Annotated in this window: 17 protein-coding genes; all 17 read right to left on the bottom strand. The window is 65.6% G+C overall.

Features of this window, described 5'->3' with window-relative positions; genetic code table 11:
• Nucleotides 1-30: 30 nt before the first annotated feature.
• Nucleotides 31-747: an RNA polymerase sigma factor FliA gene (locus SRAA_RS02380; protein WP_045530732.1), complete on the bottom strand. Its 717-nt coding sequence runs from the start codon at nucleotides 745-747 to the stop codon at nucleotides 31-33.
• A complete protein-coding gene (locus SRAA_RS02375) occupies nucleotides 722-1,462 on the bottom strand; it encodes a hypothetical protein (RefSeq protein ID WP_144318686.1) in 741 nt (246 codons plus the stop codon). Before SRAA_RS02375 ends, SRAA_RS02380 begins: the two co-directional genes overlap by 26 nt.
• Nucleotides 1,455-3,014 (bottom strand): flagellar biosynthesis GTPase FlhF, encoded by a 1,560-nt coding sequence (gene flhF / locus SRAA_RS02370; RefSeq protein WP_045530730.1) that lies wholly within the window; start codon nucleotides 3,012-3,014, stop codon nucleotides 1,455-1,457. Before flhF ends, SRAA_RS02375 begins: the two co-directional genes overlap by 8 nt.
• The gene (flhA, locus tag SRAA_RS02365) at nucleotides 3,011-5,101 is read right to left on the bottom strand and encodes a flagellar biosynthesis protein FlhA (RefSeq protein WP_045530729.1); all 2,091 of its coding nucleotides are present in this window, start codon (nucleotides 5,099-5,101) and stop codon (nucleotides 3,011-3,013) included. The genes flhF and flhA overlap by 4 nt, the downstream gene beginning before the upstream one ends.
• Before the next feature lie 27 nt (nucleotides 5,102-5,128).
• The gene (locus SRAA_RS02360) at nucleotides 5,129-6,283 is read right to left on the bottom strand and encodes an EscU/YscU/HrcU family type III secretion system export apparatus switch protein (protein ID WP_045530728.1); all 1,155 of its coding nucleotides are present in this window, start codon (nucleotides 6,281-6,283) and stop codon (nucleotides 5,129-5,131) included.
• Between the two features lie 85 nt (nucleotides 6,284-6,368).
• Nucleotides 6,369-7,010, bottom strand: a complete 642-nt coding sequence (locus SRAA_RS02355) for a protein phosphatase CheZ (RefSeq protein WP_231849313.1) — start codon at nucleotides 7,008-7,010, stop codon at nucleotides 6,369-6,371.
• 75 nt (nucleotides 7,011-7,085) lie between these two features.
• On the bottom strand, nucleotides 7,086-7,469 hold the full coding sequence (cheY, locus tag SRAA_RS02350) for a chemotaxis response regulator CheY (protein WP_045530726.1): 384 nt from the start codon (nucleotides 7,467-7,469) through the stop codon (nucleotides 7,086-7,088).
• A gap of 69 nt (nucleotides 7,470-7,538) precedes the next feature.
• Nucleotides 7,539-8,576 carry a flagellar motor protein MotB gene (gene motB, locus SRAA_RS02345; RefSeq protein WP_082039863.1) on the bottom strand — a complete coding sequence of 346 codons (1,038 nt, stop codon included), beginning with the start codon at nucleotides 8,574-8,576 and terminating at the stop codon, nucleotides 7,539-7,541.
• 44 nt (nucleotides 8,577-8,620) lie between these two features.
• Complete coding sequence (motA, locus tag SRAA_RS02340; RefSeq protein ID WP_045530725.1) at nucleotides 8,621-9,481, bottom strand: flagellar motor stator protein MotA; 861 nt, start codon at nucleotides 9,479-9,481, stop codon at nucleotides 8,621-8,623.
• A gap of 36 nt (nucleotides 9,482-9,517) precedes the next feature.
• Complete coding sequence (locus SRAA_RS02335) at nucleotides 9,518-9,793, bottom strand: YqjK family protein (RefSeq protein WP_082039862.1); 276 nt, start codon at nucleotides 9,791-9,793, stop codon at nucleotides 9,518-9,520.
• A complete protein-coding gene (locus SRAA_RS02330; protein WP_082039861.1) occupies nucleotides 9,790-10,194 on the bottom strand; it encodes a phage holin family protein in 405 nt (134 codons plus the stop codon). Before SRAA_RS02330 ends, SRAA_RS02335 begins: the two co-directional genes overlap by 4 nt.
• 20 nt (nucleotides 10,195-10,214) lie before the next feature.
• Nucleotides 10,215-10,526: an ElaB/YgaM/YqjD family protein gene (locus tag SRAA_RS02325; RefSeq protein ID WP_082039860.1), complete on the bottom strand. Its 312-nt coding sequence runs from the start codon at nucleotides 10,524-10,526 to the stop codon at nucleotides 10,215-10,217.
• A gap of 34 nt (nucleotides 10,527-10,560) precedes the next feature.
• Nucleotides 10,561-12,360: an aspartate--tRNA ligase gene (aspS, locus tag SRAA_RS02320; protein WP_045530722.1), complete on the bottom strand. Its 1,800-nt coding sequence runs from the start codon at nucleotides 12,358-12,360 to the stop codon at nucleotides 10,561-10,563.
• A 130-nt stretch (nucleotides 12,361-12,490) separates the two neighbouring features.
• The gene (locus SRAA_RS02315) at nucleotides 12,491-12,799 is read right to left on the bottom strand and encodes an FmdB family zinc ribbon protein (RefSeq protein WP_045530721.1); all 309 of its coding nucleotides are present in this window, start codon (nucleotides 12,797-12,799) and stop codon (nucleotides 12,491-12,493) included.
• 76 nt (nucleotides 12,800-12,875) lie between these two features.
• Entirely contained in the window at nucleotides 12,876-14,429 is a 1,554-nt protein-coding gene (gene ubiB / locus SRAA_RS02310) for a ubiquinone biosynthesis regulatory protein kinase UbiB (protein WP_045533133.1), read from the bottom strand.
• Nucleotides 14,429-15,157 carry an SCP2 sterol-binding domain-containing protein gene (locus SRAA_RS02305; protein WP_052467453.1) on the bottom strand — a complete coding sequence of 243 codons (729 nt, stop codon included), beginning with the start codon at nucleotides 15,155-15,157 and terminating at the stop codon, nucleotides 14,429-14,431. Before SRAA_RS02305 ends, ubiB begins: the two co-directional genes overlap by 1 nt.
• Nucleotides 15,158-15,303: 146 nt before the next feature.
• The gene (locus SRAA_RS02300; RefSeq protein ID WP_045530720.1) at nucleotides 15,304-16,302 is read right to left on the bottom strand and encodes a Tim44 domain-containing protein; all 999 of its coding nucleotides are present in this window, start codon (nucleotides 16,300-16,302) and stop codon (nucleotides 15,304-15,306) included.
• Nucleotides 16,303-16,319: the final 17 nt, after the last annotated feature.

Genomic DNA, 16,319 nt, shown 5'->3' with positions numbered 1-16,319 from the left:
CGGCGCAAGGCACCGCACCGACCCCAGGCTTTAGTGTTCGCGCAGCCGCGCCCGCAGCCGGGCAATCGATTGGCTGTGCAACTGGCTCACGCGCGATTCGGTCACCCCCAGCACGGCCGCAATCTCTTTGAGGTTCATGTCGTGCTCGTAGTACATGCTCATCACGTATTGCTCGCGCTCGGGCAGCTTGTTGATGCCCTCGATCAGCGCCGTGCGCATGCGCTGGTCGCTCAGCATGGTTTGTGGGTTGGCGCTGTCGTCGGCGGGCAGGTAACGGTCTAAAAACTGGTCGTCCTCACCGGCACCGGCCAGGTCTTCGAGGTACACCAGTTGGGTGCCGCGCACCCGCGTCAGGCTCTCTTGGTACTCGGCAAGCGACAAGCCCAGCTCGTGCGCGATTTCGGATTCGCGCGGCACCCGCTGCAGCCGCTGCTCCAGCCGCTGCACCGCCGCCTCGATGTCTTTTTGCTGCTTGCGCGAGCTGCGCGAGAGCCAGTCGCCGTCGCGCAGCTCATCGAGCATGGCCCCGCGTATGCGCTGGCTGGCAAAGGTCTCGAACTGCACCCCCTGCGTGGGCTCGAAGCGCGACAAGGCTTCATTGAGGCCGATCATGCCGACTTGGATCAGGTCGTCGATTTGGACGCTGGCGGGCAGCCGGGCCATCAGATGATGCGCCAAGCGGACCACCAGGGGGCTGTATCGTTGGAGTTGGGCATCGCGGTCAAGCGTACCTTTGGCGGTGTACATCAGGAACTCCGCTGGTCTGATCAGCTGAAAGCGCGAAAAAATCGTTTGATATGGAATGAACATGGGGATGTCTCACGCTATCTTGCAGCACCAACGCCGTTTCCAGAACCCGTTGCGCACAGGACTCATCGGCCGCTGGGTGCAAGACACCCCGCTGACGATCATACCCGAGCGGCCACACCGTCGGCCGCAGGCCCAGACGCAACCACGCCTGCTGGCGCAGCGTCTGCACCTGGGCGGGCTCACTGCCTGGGGCCCAAGGCCTTGACCCGCCAGAGGCCGCTTCGGCATCGGGCAGCCACAGCACCAAGGGCCGCAAGGCCGCCACCTGCCACAGCACCTTAAGCGCGTTGTAGGCGTACACCAAACTGGCTGGAGTGGGGTTGAGCACCACCAGGGGGCGCGCCTGGCTGTCGGCCAACAGCACCGCCCACGCCTCCAGCGGGGCCTGCCAGAGCAGCACCCCAGAGGGTGGCAGCAACTCGTCCCAATCGCCCAGCCCTGCGCCGCTGAGCGCAAGCGGCCCACCCGCAGCGGGCAAACCCTCGAAGCGCAGCACGCTCAGGCCGAGCCCGTGCAAGCCGCACTCGAGCTGCGTCAGCAGCGCCTCGGTGAGCGCGCGGTCGGGGCTTTGCACCACCGGCAGCAAGCGCCTGGGTGGCCGCAAGCCCAGGGCCGCCAGGCCGGCGGCTTGGTCGAAGCCCAACTCACGCATGACGCCCATCCAAGGCCACCCGCTCTTGACCCGATTCGGCAAAGTACAGGGGCAACTCGGCCGACTGCGGATCAAAGGCCGATTTGCCGCTGGTGGCCATCGAGAGCCGCACCAGCGTGGGGGCGTCGGGGCGCTGCCAGTCTTCGGGCACGCGCTGGCCGGTGCTCAGGCCACGCAGCACCAGCTGGTGCCGGATTAGGGTGTCGAGCGCCGGGCCGAGCTTGGCGGCCTCGTCGAGCTTGGACAACACCACGCCGTGCAGGCTGGGCCCCTGGTAGGCATGCACCACCTCTTCGAGGGTGTCGCCATGCGCGCCGGCGTTGAGCACCAGCAGTTTTTTGATGCTCGGCGCCGCCAGCAGCTCCATCATTTCGGCAATGCGCGGGTCTTTTTGGCCCAAGCCTGCGGTGTCGATGATCACCATGCGTTTGTTGGCCAGCAGCTCCAGCAAATCTTGCAGCGCGGCGCGGTCGTGCGCCAGGTGCGCCACCACGCCCAGCATGCGCGCATAGGAGCGCAGCTGCTCGTAACCGGCCACGCGGTAGCTGTCGAGTGTGATCAGGCCAATGCTGCTCGATCCATAGGCCTGCACGCATTGCGCCGCCAGCTTGGCCGCGGTGGTGGTTTTGCCCACCCCGGTGGCCCCCACGAGGGCAAACACCCCGCCTTCGTCACAGAGGTGGCCGGCCTCGCGGTGGGTGCGCAGGTTGCGCGCCAGCACCTCTTGCGTCCAGCGAAAGGCCTCGGCGGGGGCGTAGCTCTCGGGCAGACGCTCCATCACGGCGCGTGCCACGGTGGGCGAGTAGCCGCAACGGATGAGTTTGAGCAGCAGCCCGGCCTCGATCGGGTTTTGTTTGGCCTGCCCGAGCCAAGCCAAGGTGCTGAGCCGCTCCTCCATCATGGCTTGGAGTTTGTCGATCTGCTCGGTCAGGCGCGCTGCCGCAGCTGGGGTGGCTGCCGCGGCCACGCTGGGCTCGGGCTGTGCGGGGGCTGGGGCTGGGCGCGCTTTGGGCCTGGGCGGCTCCTGGGGGGTCTGGGCAAAACGCAAGCGCACGTCGAATTCCTCTGGCTGCAGCCGCGAGCCGTCGCGCGCGGGCGCGGCGCTGCGTGCCGGCACCCCGCCTTGGGCGCGCAGCGGCTCTTGGGGCGCCGGTTCGCGTTGCGGCATGTCAGCGGCCTGCGGCGCCTGCAGAACTTCGCGGCGTTTGCGCAGCATGCGCTCGCGCACGTAGTCCTGGAACGACAGGGTGCTCATGGCCATGGCTTCGGTGTCTTGCGCCACGCTGCTGCCCGCCGATTGGCGCGGCAACTGGTTCTCGGCGCGTTGTTGCAGGTTGGCGCGTTGCACCCGTTCGCTGGGCCGTTGCGTTGGGTTGGGCGCCGCCGCGACCTGGGTGCGCAACTGCCCCAGGTCGGCCTCGCTGGTGGCCACCACCTCAAACCCTTGCTCGACGGAGCGGCTCGACAAAATCACGGCGCTGTCGCCAAAGGTGGCCTTGGCCAGCGCCATGGCTTCGCGCGAATTGGGGGCAATAAAGCGTTGGGCGTTCATGCGGGCTCTCCGAGTATTGGGCCGATGCGGATCAAATGGGTATCAGGAATTTCGCTGTGCGCCAGCACCTGCAGACGCGGCGCGGCGCGCTTGAGCAGGCGCGCCATGGCGCTGCGGATGGAGTCGGGCACCAGCAGGCAGGCCGGGATGCCTTTTTCCTCCTGCCGGTTCGCGACCTTGGCCGCCGACTGGGTGAGCATCTCGGCCACGCCGGGGTCGAGTGCGCCCTGCCCGCTCAGGGCCTGCGTCAGCAGCCGCTCCAGCCCGGGCTCGATGGCGATCACTTCCAGTTCGCTCACGGGGCCGTAGATTTGCTGCACGATGGCCGGTGCCAGCGCCTGCCGGATGCGGCGCGCCAGTTCGGCCGCATCTTGCGTCTGGCCGGCGTGCTCGGCCAGCACCTCGACGATGGTGCGGATGTCGCGGATGTGCACCGACTCTTCCAGCAGCAGTTGCAACACCTTGTGAAACACGCCGATCGGCACCATGGCCGGCACCACCTCCTCGATCAGCTTGGGCGCCAGCTTGGCCACGTGCGCCACCAACTCCTGCACCTCGGTGCGGCTGAGCAGCTTGGCCGCATGCACCAGCATCAGGTGCGACAAGTGGGTGGCCAGCACGGTTTCCGAGTCCACCACGGTGTAGCCGGCCATTTGGGCGTTTTCTTTTTGCCGCTCCTCGATCCAGTGCGCCGGCAGGCCAAAGGCCGGATCGGTGGTCGGGGTGCCGATGAGCGGGGTGCGGATATGACCTGGGTTGATGGCCAGAAACTGGCCCGGAAACACCTCGCCCTCGCCCACCACCACGCCGCGCAAGGCGATGCGGTAGCTGCTCGGGCGCAGCTCGAGGTTGTCGCGCACGTGCACCGGCGGCGGCAAGAAGCCCACATCTTGGGCAAACTTTTTGCGCACGCCCTTGATGCGGGTGAGCAAATCGCCTTGGCGCGTTTTGTCCACCAGCGGAATCAGGCGGTAGCCCAGTTCCAGCCCGAGCAGATCGACGGGCTGCATATCGCTCCACGAGGCTTCGCCGTCGGTCGAAACCGGGGTGTTGGCAAGCTGCTGCGCCTGCAGCTTGGCCGCCTCTTTCTGGCGCTGTTGCCACCCGATCCAGAACGCCATGCCGCCAAGCAAAAAGGCAAAACCCAGAAACACCACGTTCGGCATGCCGGGGATGATGCCCAGCAAAAACATCACCAGCGCGGTGACGCCCAACACCTTGGGCGAATCGAACACCTGGCCCACGATCTGCTGGCCCAAATCTTCTTCTTTGCCCACGCGCGAGACCACCATCGCGGCCGCGACCGAGATCAGCAGCGCCGGAATCTGGGCCGCCAGCGCATCGCCAATGGCCAGTGTGACGTAGGTGGCCGAGGCGTCGCCCGCGCTCATGTCGTGCTGCAGCATGCCGATCGCAAAACCGCCGATCATGGTGATGAGCAAGATCAGGATGCCGGCGATGGCGTCGCCGCGCACGAACTTGGCGGCACCGTCCATGTTGCCAAAAAAGTCGGCTTCTTCGGCCACTTCGGCGCGCCGTTGCTTGGCCTCTTTGTCGTCGATGACGCCGGCGTTGAGGTCGGCGTCGATCGCCATCTGCTTGCCCGGCATGGCGTCGAGCGTGAAGCGCGCCCCGACTTCGGCGATGCGCTCGGCCCCCTTGGTGACCACCACGAAGTTGATCACCACCAAAATCAGGAACACGATCACCCCGACGGCGAAGTTGCCACCCACCACAAAGGTGCCAAAGGCCTCGATCACGTTGCCGGCGGCGCCGGTGCCTTGGTGCCCTTCCATCAGCACCACGCGGGTCGAGGCCACGTTGAGCGCCAAGCGCATCAGGGTGGTGAGCAGCAACACGGTGGGAAAGACGATGAAGTCCATCGCCCGCCGCATGTAGGCGGCCACCATCATCACCATCAGCGCGATGGCGATGTTGAGGGTAAAGAGCAGGTCCAGCAGCCACGGCGGCAGCGGCAGCACCAGCATCGCCAACAGCAGCAGCACCAAGATGGGCACCGCAATCGTGGCGCCAATACCGCTGCGCGTGCGCAACAGGTTTTGGGCGGTTTGTAAAAAGGCGTTCATGGGCGCTGCGGCATCGGGTCGGCGGGCTTAGGCTGGCACCGGGGCGACGGCTAGGTCATGGTGCGGGTCGAGTTCGGGCGGCACCTCGGGCTCTGGCGGCTGGCCCGGCATCGGGCCTTGCCCGCGCAGCGCGGCGCGCAGGCGGTACACATAGGCCAGCACCTGAGCCACCGCTGTGAACAGCGGCGCCGGCACCTGCTGGTTGATTTCGGTGTGGGCGTAGAGGGCGCGCGCCAGCATGGGCGACTGGAGCACCGGAATCTGGTGCATTTTGGCCATGTCGCGGATGCGCAGCGCGATCAGGTCCGCCCCCTTGGCGATCACGTAGGGCGCAGCCATGGTTTTTTCGTCGTATTTGAGCGCCACCGCGTAGTGGGTCGGGTTCATCAGCACCAAATCGGCCGAGGGCACGCTGCCCACGCTGCTGCCCTGTGCCAGTTCGCGCTGGCGCTGCAAGCGCTTGGCCCGCAGCCACGGGTTGCCCTCGGTTTCTTTGTGCTCCTCGACCACCTCCTGGTGCGACATCTTGAGGTTGCGCCGGTGCAGGTACTGCTGCAGCGGCACGTCGATCAGCGCCACCAGCAGCAGCACCAGCAGCAGACCGCCCACGCCCAGCATGAACCACTGCCCCAATTGCACGATCGAGCTTTCCAGCGGGCGCAACAGCAGCGAGCCAAAGGCTGGCAGATGGCTGCTCACGAACCACCAACCCACCAGCGCCAACAAGGCCGAGACCCCAATCAGCTTGAGCAGCTCGAACATCTGCTGCATCGAAAACACCCGCTTGAAGCCGCTGATGAGGCCGATGTCAGACAGCGTGGGTGTGATGGGCTTGAAGCTCCAGGCAAAGGAGCCCGCCGCCAGCAGCGAGAGCACGGCCAGCACGGCCACCACCAACGCCAGGGGCAAGTAAAACCACAGGCCTTCGACCACAGCGCGCGCCAGCACTTCGAGCATGACTTCGGGGTGGCGCAGCATCTCGGCGTTAAAACCATAGCTGATGCGCATGATTTGACTCACGCGCTCAAAGGCCCAAGCGGCGCTGAACCACAACAGCACCAAACCGCCCGCCACCACCACCAGATTGCTCAAATCCTTGGCGCGCGGCACCTGTCCATCTTCGCGCGCCTTTTGCAGGCGGCGCGGGGTGGCGGGTAGGTTTTTATCTTGGGAGGATTCCATGGGCGGTCAACGCTGGGTTGACCGCATTGTCTGGCGTGCGCCGGTTTTCTAAAGCCCGATTAGGGCCCGCTACGCCGCCTTGTTCTTAAAACCCGAGGCTGGCGAGCAAGTCGTCCACTTGCGCTTGATCGGTGACGACGTCGGTGCGCCCCTCGGGGTTGACCACCGGGCCTGAAAGGGCCTCATCCTCGCGGCGCGCAGTGGGTGCAAGGGGTGCGGGCGCAACAGACTGCGGTGCCGCGCCTGCGGGCCCTGCGGGCTGCGCGTTTGGATGGGCATGTACGGCCGACTCGAGCAGCAGCTGCACCAACTGCGCTTCGATGGTGGCCGCCAACGTCACCACTTTCTTGATCACCTGGCCGGTGAGGTCGTGGAAATCTTGCGCCAGCATGATCTCGGTCAGGTGCGTGTCGGTGCGCTCGGTGCTGTGCTGGATTTTTTGCGACCATTCCAGCAACTCGGGCATGGCCCACTTGAGGCCCGGCACGGCCCCGATGGTGTCGAGCAGTTGCTGGCTGTGCTGGCGCACGGCGTCTTGTTCGGCCTTGGCCTCATCGACCCGATTGAGCACCTTTTCGGCCGCATCGCCGGTCAGGCGGGCAATGTATTGCAAGCGGCTGCGGGCGTCGGGCAACTCATCGACGGCGCCCTTGAGCGCCGGGGTGTAGCCCAGTTGGTTCAGGGCGTCGTGCAACTGGCGCGTGATGCGCCCGAGTCGCTGAAACATTTCTGTGGATTGTTCGTGCGTGCTTGCATTCATGTCCCTGCCCTTAGCCTTCTATCGTGTATCGAACCAGCACGCTCACCAGCCCATTTTTTTGAAAATATTGGCCAGCTTTTCTTCCAGCGTGGCCTTGGTAAAGGGCTTGACGATGTAGCCCGCCGCCCCCCCTTGGGCGGCGGCAATGATGTCTTCTTTGCGCGCTTCAGCGGTGACCATCAGCACCGGGAGGTGCTTGAGCTTGTCGTCGGACTTGATCTGCGTCAGCAGCTCGAAGCCGTTCATATTGGGCATGTTGATGTCGGAGACGACGAAGTCGAACTTGCCATTGCGCAGCTTGTGCAGGGCCACCACGCCGTCCTCTGCCTCATCGGCGTCGGCATGGCCGATTTCTTTGAGCAGATTGCGCACGATGCGGCGCATGGTGGAGAAGTCGTCAACGATCAAAAAGCGCAAGTCTGGCATGACGGATTCCAAATCGGGATGCTAATGGGATTGAGTGTAACTGGAGGCGCAACGCCTGGCGCGGTGCGTTCAACGGCCCGCTGGCGCGGGCGGGGCCAAGCTGGGCAAAGGAGGCAAGGCGACCGAGCCCAAGGTGGCGCCTTGGGGTGGTGGCGATGTGGGGGGCTGCGTCGCCGCTGGGGTGGGGGCCGGGGCTGCGGGTGCGGCGACACTGCTCAAAGGCGACACCCCAGCGCCGGCGATCGAGCGCGTCATGCGCTCTTCGGCATCTTGGGTCAGCACCAAAATGCTGATGCGCCGGTTGCGTGGATCAAACGGGGCTTCGGGCAGCAGCGGCTGACTCGGGCCCATGCCCACCACGCGGGCGATTTTTTGCTCCGGGATCCCAGCGGCCATCAGTTCGCGGCGCGCCGCATTGGCGCGATCGGCTGACAGCTCCCAGTTGCTGTAGCCCAGCGCGCCACGACCAAAGGGGGTGGCGTCGGTGTGGCCGGAGAGCGACATGCGGTTTGGCACCTCGGCCAACGAGACGGCGATTTCGCGCACGATGGCGCGCAAATGCGGTTGCACCAGCGGGCTGCCGGTGGCAAACATGGGGCGGTCCTGCTCATCGACGATCTGGATGTAGAGCCCATCTTGCACCATTTCGAGCCGAATCTGATGGCTCATCTCGGCCAATTGCGGATTGGCTTGGATGGCTTGCTCGATCTTGAGGCGCAGGTCCTCCACGCGCTGCCGGTCATACTGCATCAGCGCCTGGCGCAAGGCCCAGTCATTCCTTTGCTCCTGCGTCTGCTCGGGGCGGGTTTCGAGCGGTGTATCGGGCCGCAACAAATCCATCCCGCCGCCGGGCAGTGGGGTAATGGTGGCCCTGGCACCCGGTTCACCAAACAAGGCCACCATGACGGGGGCGTTGAAGTAATCCGCAATCCCGCGCCGTTGGTCCTCGGTGGACGCACCCAGCAGCCAGAGCAGCAAAAAAAGGGCCATCATGGCCGTGACAAAGTCGGCGTAGGCGATTTTCCAAGCGCCGCCGTGCGCAGCATGCCCCGCCTTCTTGATGCGCTTGATGATGATGGGCTGCAGCGGCTTGCCGGTGGCGCTCATGAGGGAAACTTAGGTGTGAAGGGCTTGCGCAATCGATGTTCGGCTCATTTCTTTTGCTTGACATGCCCTTCGAGCTCGGTGAAGGTGGGCCGTTCCGTGGAGTACAGCACCTTGCGCCCAAACTCGATCGCCGTCATGGGGGCGTAGCCCTGCATGCTGGCCAACAAGGTGGTGCGGATGCATTGCAGCTCTTTGGTGTCTTCTTCCAGCTTTTGCTCCAACGTGCCCGCGAGTGGCTCGAAAATCGCATAGCCCAGAAAAATCCCCAGAAAAGCGCCCAACAAGGCAGAGCCAATTTTGGCCCCCAGAATCTCGGGCGGTTCGGTGACGGAGCCCATGGTCTGAATCACGCCCAGCACCGCGGCCACGATGCCAAAGGCCGGCAAGGCTCCGGCCAGCCTGGAGTACGCCGCCACCACGGCATGGCCCTCTTGGTGGTGGGTTTCGATCTCGCTGTCCATGAGGGACTCGATCTCGTGCGCGTTCAGATTGCCCGAGACCATCATGCGCAGGTAGTCGGTGATGAACTCGACCGCATGGTGGTCGGCGGCGATGGTGGGGTATTTCTGGAACAAAGGCGACGCATCGGGGGTTTCGACGTCGGACTCGATCGCCATCAGCCCTTCCTTGCGCGCTTTTTGCAAAATCTCATACAGCAGCGCCAGCAGCTCCATGGCCCGCGCCTTGGAGTATTTGGAGCCCTTGGCCGCCTTGCCGATGCCGGCCCACGCACCCTTGAGCACCGCAGGCTTGTTGTTGATGACGAAGGCCCCCAGCGCACCGCCCATGATGATCATCATCTTGACGGGAAGCGCCGCCATGATGGCCCCCATCTTGCCGCCCGCGATCACATAGCCGCCAAAGATGCAGCCTATGCCAAACAGCAAACCAAATATCAGCTTCATACGGGGTTGAGCTTAAGAGAGCACCAGAGAGACGGCTCAACGGCCCAGCCACCGGCTGGCCCAGCGCCAGCCGCGCCACGCGCGCCAGCCCCAATGCAGCACCGTGCGTGGCTTGCGCGCCAGCACCAGCAGGCCCAGCGCCAGCACCCAAGGCCGCTGGCGCAACCAGCCGACGCCGCGTTGCGTGCCATCGACCACCTGCCACACCGGCTGCAGCGCCTGCACCTGCCCTTCGAGCCGGTCGCGCAACTGTGCCGACTGCTGCTGCAGGGCCGCCCGGCGCTGCCAGTAATCGCGGCCGGCGGACATCATGGGCGCAGCTTTCGCGCATCGGCCGCCAGCTCTTGGCGGGTGGCCTCGAACCAGTTGCGCTGCACGACCCAGTTGCGCCAAGCCCAAGCCGCACCCACCGCCCCAAGGGTGAGGAACACAAAGGCAAAGGCGGCCAGCGCCAACACGCGGTAGGGGGTGTCCCACCACAGCACCGTGAGCATCACGGCCAAAAATGCCAGCCCGAGCAGGAACAGGCACAACGCCGCCCAGCCCAGCAACAGCAGCAGCACCACCGCTTGGGCGTGGCTGCGACCTTCGAGCGCCAGCAATTCCAGCCGCACCCTGGCCAAGGCCACGGCGTCGCGCACGACGCCGCTCAGGGCGGATGTCCAAGTCGGCCGCGCCGAATCAGACCCGTTATCGGGACGCAGCGACGGCATGGGAACAGCGGCTGCGGCTATTAGCGGCGGCTGATCAGCATGCCGACCAGCAAGCCAACGCCAGCAGCGACGCCGATCGCCGTCCACGGGTGCTCGTGCACGTAGTGGTTGGTGGCGTGGCAGGCTTCACGCGCCTTGATGCGCACATCGTCTTCGAGGCCAACCAGTTTGTGGCGGGCGTTGCGCAGGTTTTCTTGTGCGCGCTCGCGCAGCGCCGCCAAGGCGTCGCCGGTTTGGTGCGCGGTCGCGGCAAGAAGCTCCTCGGCGTCGGCGACGACGAGCCGCAGGTCGGCAACGAGTTTGTCTTTGGAGGGGCTTACGTGATCGGTCATGGTGGACTCCCGAGTGGATGGAGTGAACATAGTATCAGGTCCGGACGGCATCCGGGTTGCGCAGTCGGATATGGAGCTCGCGCAGTTGCTTTTCATCGACCAGGCTCGGGGCTTGCGTGAGCAGGCACTGGGCGCGCTGGGTTTTGGGGAAGGCGATCACGTCGCGGATGGACTCGGCCCCGGTCATGAGCGTGACCAGCCGATCCAACCCGAAAGCCAGCCCGCCGTGCGGCGGTGCGCCGTATTGCAGCGCGTCGAGCAAGAAGCCGAACTTGGCGCGCGCTTCGTCCGGCCCGATGCCGAGCGCGGCAAAAACCTGGCTTTGCACCTCGGCGCGGTGGATGCGCACCGAGCCGCCGCCCAACTCCCAGCCGTTGAGCACCATGTCGTAGGCTTTGGCGATGCAGCGGCCAGGGTCGCTGCCCATGAGCGCCTCGTGCCCGTCTTTGGGCGCGGTGAAGGGGTGGTGCACGGCGTTCCAGCGCGCGGCTTCGTCGTCGTATTCGAACATCGGGAAATCGACCACCCACAGCGGGGCCCAGCCGGGCTGGAACAGGCCGCGTGCCTTGGCGAATTCGCTGTGGCCGATTTTCAGGCGCAGGGCGCCGATGGCGTCGTTGACGACCTTGGCTTTGTCGGCCCCAAAGAACAGCAGGTCGCCGTTTTGCGCCCCGCTGCGCCGCAACACCTCGGCCAGCGCGGCGTCGTGCAGGTTTTTGACGATCGGGCTTTGCAGGCCCTCGCGCCCGGCCGCCACGTCGTTGACCTTGATCCAAGCCAGGCCCTTGGCACCGTAGATTTTGACGAACTCGGTGTAGGCGTCGATCTCGCTGCGGCTGAGCTCGGCCCCGCCCGGCACGCGCAGCGCCACCACGCGCCCGCCCTTCATTTGCGCCGCGCTGCTAAAGACCTTGAAATCGACCCCGGCCATGGTGTCGGTGAGCTCGGTGAATTCGAGCTGCACGCGCAGATCGGGCTTGTCGGAGCCGAAGCGGTGCATGGCGTCGGCGTAGGCCATGACCGGAAACGCACCCAGATCAACGCCCAGCGCCTGCTGGAACACGGCCGTGATCATGCCTTGGAACAGGTCGCGGATTTCTTGCTCGCCCAAGAAGGAGGTTTCGATGTCGATCTGGGTGAATTCGGGCTGGCGGTCGGCGCGCAGGTCTTCGTCGCGAAAGCACTTGGTGATCTGGTAGTAGCGATCAAAGCCGGCCACCATCAGCAACTGCTTGAACAACTGGGGCGACTGCGGCAGCGCAAAGAAGTGGCCGTCGTGTACGCGGCTGGGCACGAGGTAGTCGCGCGCGCCTTCGGGGGTGCTCTTGGTGAGCATCGGGGTTTCGATGTCGATGAAGCCGTGCGCATCGAGGAACTGGCGCACCTGCATGGCCACGCGGTAGCGCAGCATCAGGTTGCGCTGCATGGCGGGGCGGCGCAGATCCAGCACGCGGTGCGTCAGGCGCGTGGTTTCGCTCAGGTGCTCGTCGTCGAGCGGGAACGGCGGCGTGACCGAGGGGTTGAGCACCACGATCTCGTGGCACAGCAGCTCCACTTGGCCGCTCTTGAGCGCCTCGTTGGCGGTGCCGGCTGGGCGCGCGCGCAGCACGCCCTTGATCTGCACGCAAAACTCGTTGCGCAGCCCTTCGGCGATCTGAAACATCTCGGCCCGGTCTGGGTCGCACACCACTTGCAGCGAACCCTCGCGGTCGCGCAGGTCGATGAAGATCACGCCGCCGTGGTCGCGACGGCGATTGACCCAACCGCACAGGCTCAGGGTTTGGCCCAACAGGGCTTCAGTGACCAGACCGCAATAGTGGCTGCGCATCGACATGGGAGGGGCTTTCAGAAACGGGGCTCAGGCGGCAAAGGAACGCCGGAGCGGAACGGGTAAACGGGTGCACCACCCCAGCCCGACGCGCAGTGCCAGTCGGCCAAGGGTTTAGCAGCCAGGTAGGCAGCTGTCAGGCTTGACAGGCCGCGGCACAAGGCTGGCCGCAGGGGCCAGCCGGGGCGGCGGCGGTGGCGGCATCGGCAGCGGCCGGGGCGACACTGGTGGCACCCGCAGCAGCGGCTGGCGCAGCGGCCGAGCCATTGCGAAAATCGGTCTGGTACCAGCCGCTGCCCTTGAGCTGAAAACCAGCGGCGGTGAGCTGTTTTTTGAAGCTCTCGGCCCCGCAGGCCGGGCAGGTGGTGAGCGGATCGGCAGAGACTTTTTGCAGCACGTCTTTGGCGTGACCGCAAGACTCACACTGATAGGCGTAGATGGGCATGGAATTACCTGTGCAAATCGGGATGGACGAAACAATGGGCGCGCGAGCCCACCATTTTAACTGGGGGCAGGTGGCATCACCACAAACTCACCCGCACATAAAGCTGCATCGCCAGCAACCCCAGCACGAAGCCCACCCCGCCGTAGATGATCCCCTGCAGCAGCCGGTTGGTGCGGCGCTGCTCGCGCACCAGCTCTTGCACCTCGCGCCGCAAGTCGGTCGGACGCTGCTGCAGGTAGTCGTGCAGCAACCGCGGCAGGGCGGGCAGCAGCTTGGCGTACAGCGGCGCTTCGGCCTTGAGCTGCTGCCACAGGCGCTGCGGCCCCACCTGCTCCAGCATCCACTTTTCCAAAAAGGGCTTGGCGGTGCTCCAGAGGTCGAGCTCGGGGTCGAGCTCGCGCCCCAACCCCTCGATGTTGAGCAGGGTTTTTTGCAGCAGCACCAGTTGCGGCTGGATTTCGACCTGGAAGCGGCGCGAGGTCTGGAACAGCCGCATCAGCACCATGCCGAGCGAGATTTCTTTCAAGGGGCGGTCGAAGTAAGGCTCGCACACCGCGCGGATGGCGGCTTCGAGCTCGTCGATGCGGGTGTGCGGCGGCGCCCAGCCGCTTTCCACGTGCAGCTCGGCCACGCGCTTGTAGTCGCGCCGGAAAAAAGCGGTGAAATTCTGCGCCAGATACTCTTTGTCGGTCGGCGTCAGGGTGCCAACGATGCCAAAGTCGAGCGAAATCAGGCGACCAAAGGTCTCGGGCGCGAGGCTGACCTGGATGTTGCCGGGGTGCATATCGGCATGGAAAAAACCATCCCGAAACACTTGGGTGAAAAAAATCGTCACCCCTTCGCGCGCCACGCGCGGGATGTCGACACCGGCGGCGCGCAGCCGCTCGACTTGGCTGATCGGCACCCCTTTCATGCGCTCCATCACCAACACCTCGGTGCGGCACCAGTCCCAGTGCATTTCCGGGATCAGCACCAGATCGAGGTCTTGCATATTGCGGCGCAACTGGGCCGCGTTGGAGGCTTCGCGTATGAGGTCGAGCTCGTCGTGCAGGTATTTATCGAACTCGGCCACCACCTGACGCGGTTTCAGGCGCTTGCCATCGCGCGACAGCCGCTCCACCCAGCCGGCCATCACGCGCATGAGGCCGAGGTCTTTTTCGATCACTTGCAGCATCTCGGGGCGCAGCACCTTGACCGCCACCTCGCGCCCGTCGTGCAGTTGCGCAAAATGCACCTGGGCGATGGAGGCGCTGGCCACCGGGGTTTGCTCAAACGCAGCAAACACCTGATTCAGCGGCTTGCCAAAGGCTTTTTCGATGATCGCCACCGCCACCGCGCTGGGAAAGGGCGGCACCCGCTCTTGCAGGTGCGCCAGCTCCTCGGCAATATCGGGCGGCATCAGGTCGCGCCGGGTCGAGAGCACCTGACCGAATTTGACGAAGATCGGACCCAGCCGCTCCAGCGCCTCGCGCAGGCGCAGCCCGCGTGGGGCGCGCAGATCGCGCCCTACCGTGATGAAGCGACGCAGCAGCGCCAGCAGCGGGTGTTCAAAGCCCGACAAGACCAGCTCGTCGAGGCCGTAGCGCAGCACCACCCAGACGATGAAGGCGCCGCGAAAGAAGCGCCGGATCACGCGCTGGCTCCGGGCTCGCCGCTGCCCGTGCGGTTGGGGTTGGGGGTGCTTGCCTCTGGTGCGGGTGCGGGCTCAGGTGCCGCCGCCCCAGCGTAGGTGCCGAAGGGGGATGGGGTGCGCCAGCCGCGCGCCAGCGCCTGGCCCACGCCCTGCGCCTGCGTCTGCGCCTGCTCGGCAAAGCGCTTGAGTTCGGCCAAGCCAGCCCGCACGCCGCTTACCAGCCGGTGCGCCGCAGCGTCGCCCAGCAGGCGCGAGAGGTCTTCTTCGGCGTCCCAGCGCACGTTGTCGAACAACCACGCCACCTCGGCCGCGAGCTGCACATCGCCTTGAATTTCCAGCGCTGGTTTGGCACCGCTTAGGGCCACTTGGGCCAGCGCCAGCGGTGAGCGCTCGGTGAGTTGGATGCGCAGATCGGGCTCGGCCTCGGGCGCGGCCAGCGCCAGCAAACCGGCTGCGGTGGCCTGCAGCTTGAGCGCAAACGGCCCCCACTGCACCTGCACCGGCTTGCCTTGCTGGCGCCGCAGCCGCTCCATGGCCTGCGGCTCTTGCTGCAGCACGTGGTTGAGCAACAGCAGCAAGCGGTTGTGCAGCTCTAGGCGCAACCACTCGGGCGGCTCGGGCAGGGCCTCAAGGCCACCGGAAAGACCGGGCAGCTTGGGCAGCGCATCGAACAGGCGCTGCAGCGCCTCGGGCGGGGACGGAAAAGAAAAAGGGGGCTGTTTCATGGCCCCCTGATTTTGGCGCATAAAGCGGACTCCATCGCGATGGAACCGCCTGCTTTGGCGATTCGGTATATGCCCACAGCCAGCGCCGGGCGCAGGGTATGCACCCCCACGGTCCGGTGCGGCCCGCTAAAAAACTCAAATCCGGGTCATTGCAGCGCTTGCACGCCCGCCACCAGCCAGCCCCCTGGGCCTTGCTTGGGCCGGGTGATGTTCCAGACTTCGCGCATGGGCGTGGGGCCGGCCGAGCCTTCTTCGCGCATCATGCCCGAGAACTCGACGCTGGCCATGTAGTCGATGCCGCGGTCTTCAATGCCCAGCAACTTGGCATCCAGCATCAGCACCTCGTTGGTCTGCACCACCGGCGCGCCGCTGCGCTCGCGCTCGGCCGTGCGCTCGGCCAGTTGGGCTTGGATGTGGCCCACCATTTCGTCGCTCATGAGGGTGCGCAGGGCGGCGATGTCGGCGCGGTCCCAGGCCTCTTGGACGCGCACGAAGTTGGCTTTGGAGGCGCGCAAAAAGCCTTCGGTGTCGAAGTCGGCCGGAACGCCCCAGCTTTGGCTGCCGCCAAGCGCCGAGCCACCCAAGCCGGAGCCAATCAGACTGCCGCCTTGGTTGCCACTGTATTGCGCCCCCTGTACCGGGGCCGGGTGGTTGCTGCCAAAGCCGCTCTGGCTGCGCTCCCAAGGCCGGGCCGAGGCGTCGTTGCCGACGTTGCCAGGCTGGTAGCTGCGGGCGGTGTACTGACCACCGGCGCCTTGCATGGCAAAGGGCGAGCGGCCAGCGGCGGCGGCGCGCGAGCGCAGCACCAAGCCCACCACGGCCAAAATGGCTACCCCGGCCAGCAGCAACAGCAGCAGGGTGGCGAACTCTTCACCCAAACCGAGCGAGGAGGCCAGCCAAGCCAAGCCCAAGCCAGCGGCCAAACCGCCCAGCATGGCGCCCCACGGACGCGATGGGGTTTGCGTGCCACCGGCGCGCTGGCCCGCGGCCTGCTGGCCGGGTGCCTGCTGCGGTGTGGCGTTGCGCTGCTGCACATTGCCCGACTGCTGGCCAAATGAGCCGCCGCCGCCAAAGCGCTTTTGCGCAAAGGCATCGAAGGAGGTGAGCGCCAGCATCAGCGCCAAAAAGATCGACCAAAACTTCATGTCCCGCTCACTTTCGT

The sequence above is a fragment of the Serpentinimonas raichei genome, assembly GCF_000828895.1.
GTDB lineage: Bacteria > Pseudomonadota > Gammaproteobacteria > Burkholderiales > Burkholderiaceae_C > Serpentinimonas > Serpentinimonas raichei.
This window is presented reverse-complemented; position numbering and strand designations above follow the sequence as displayed.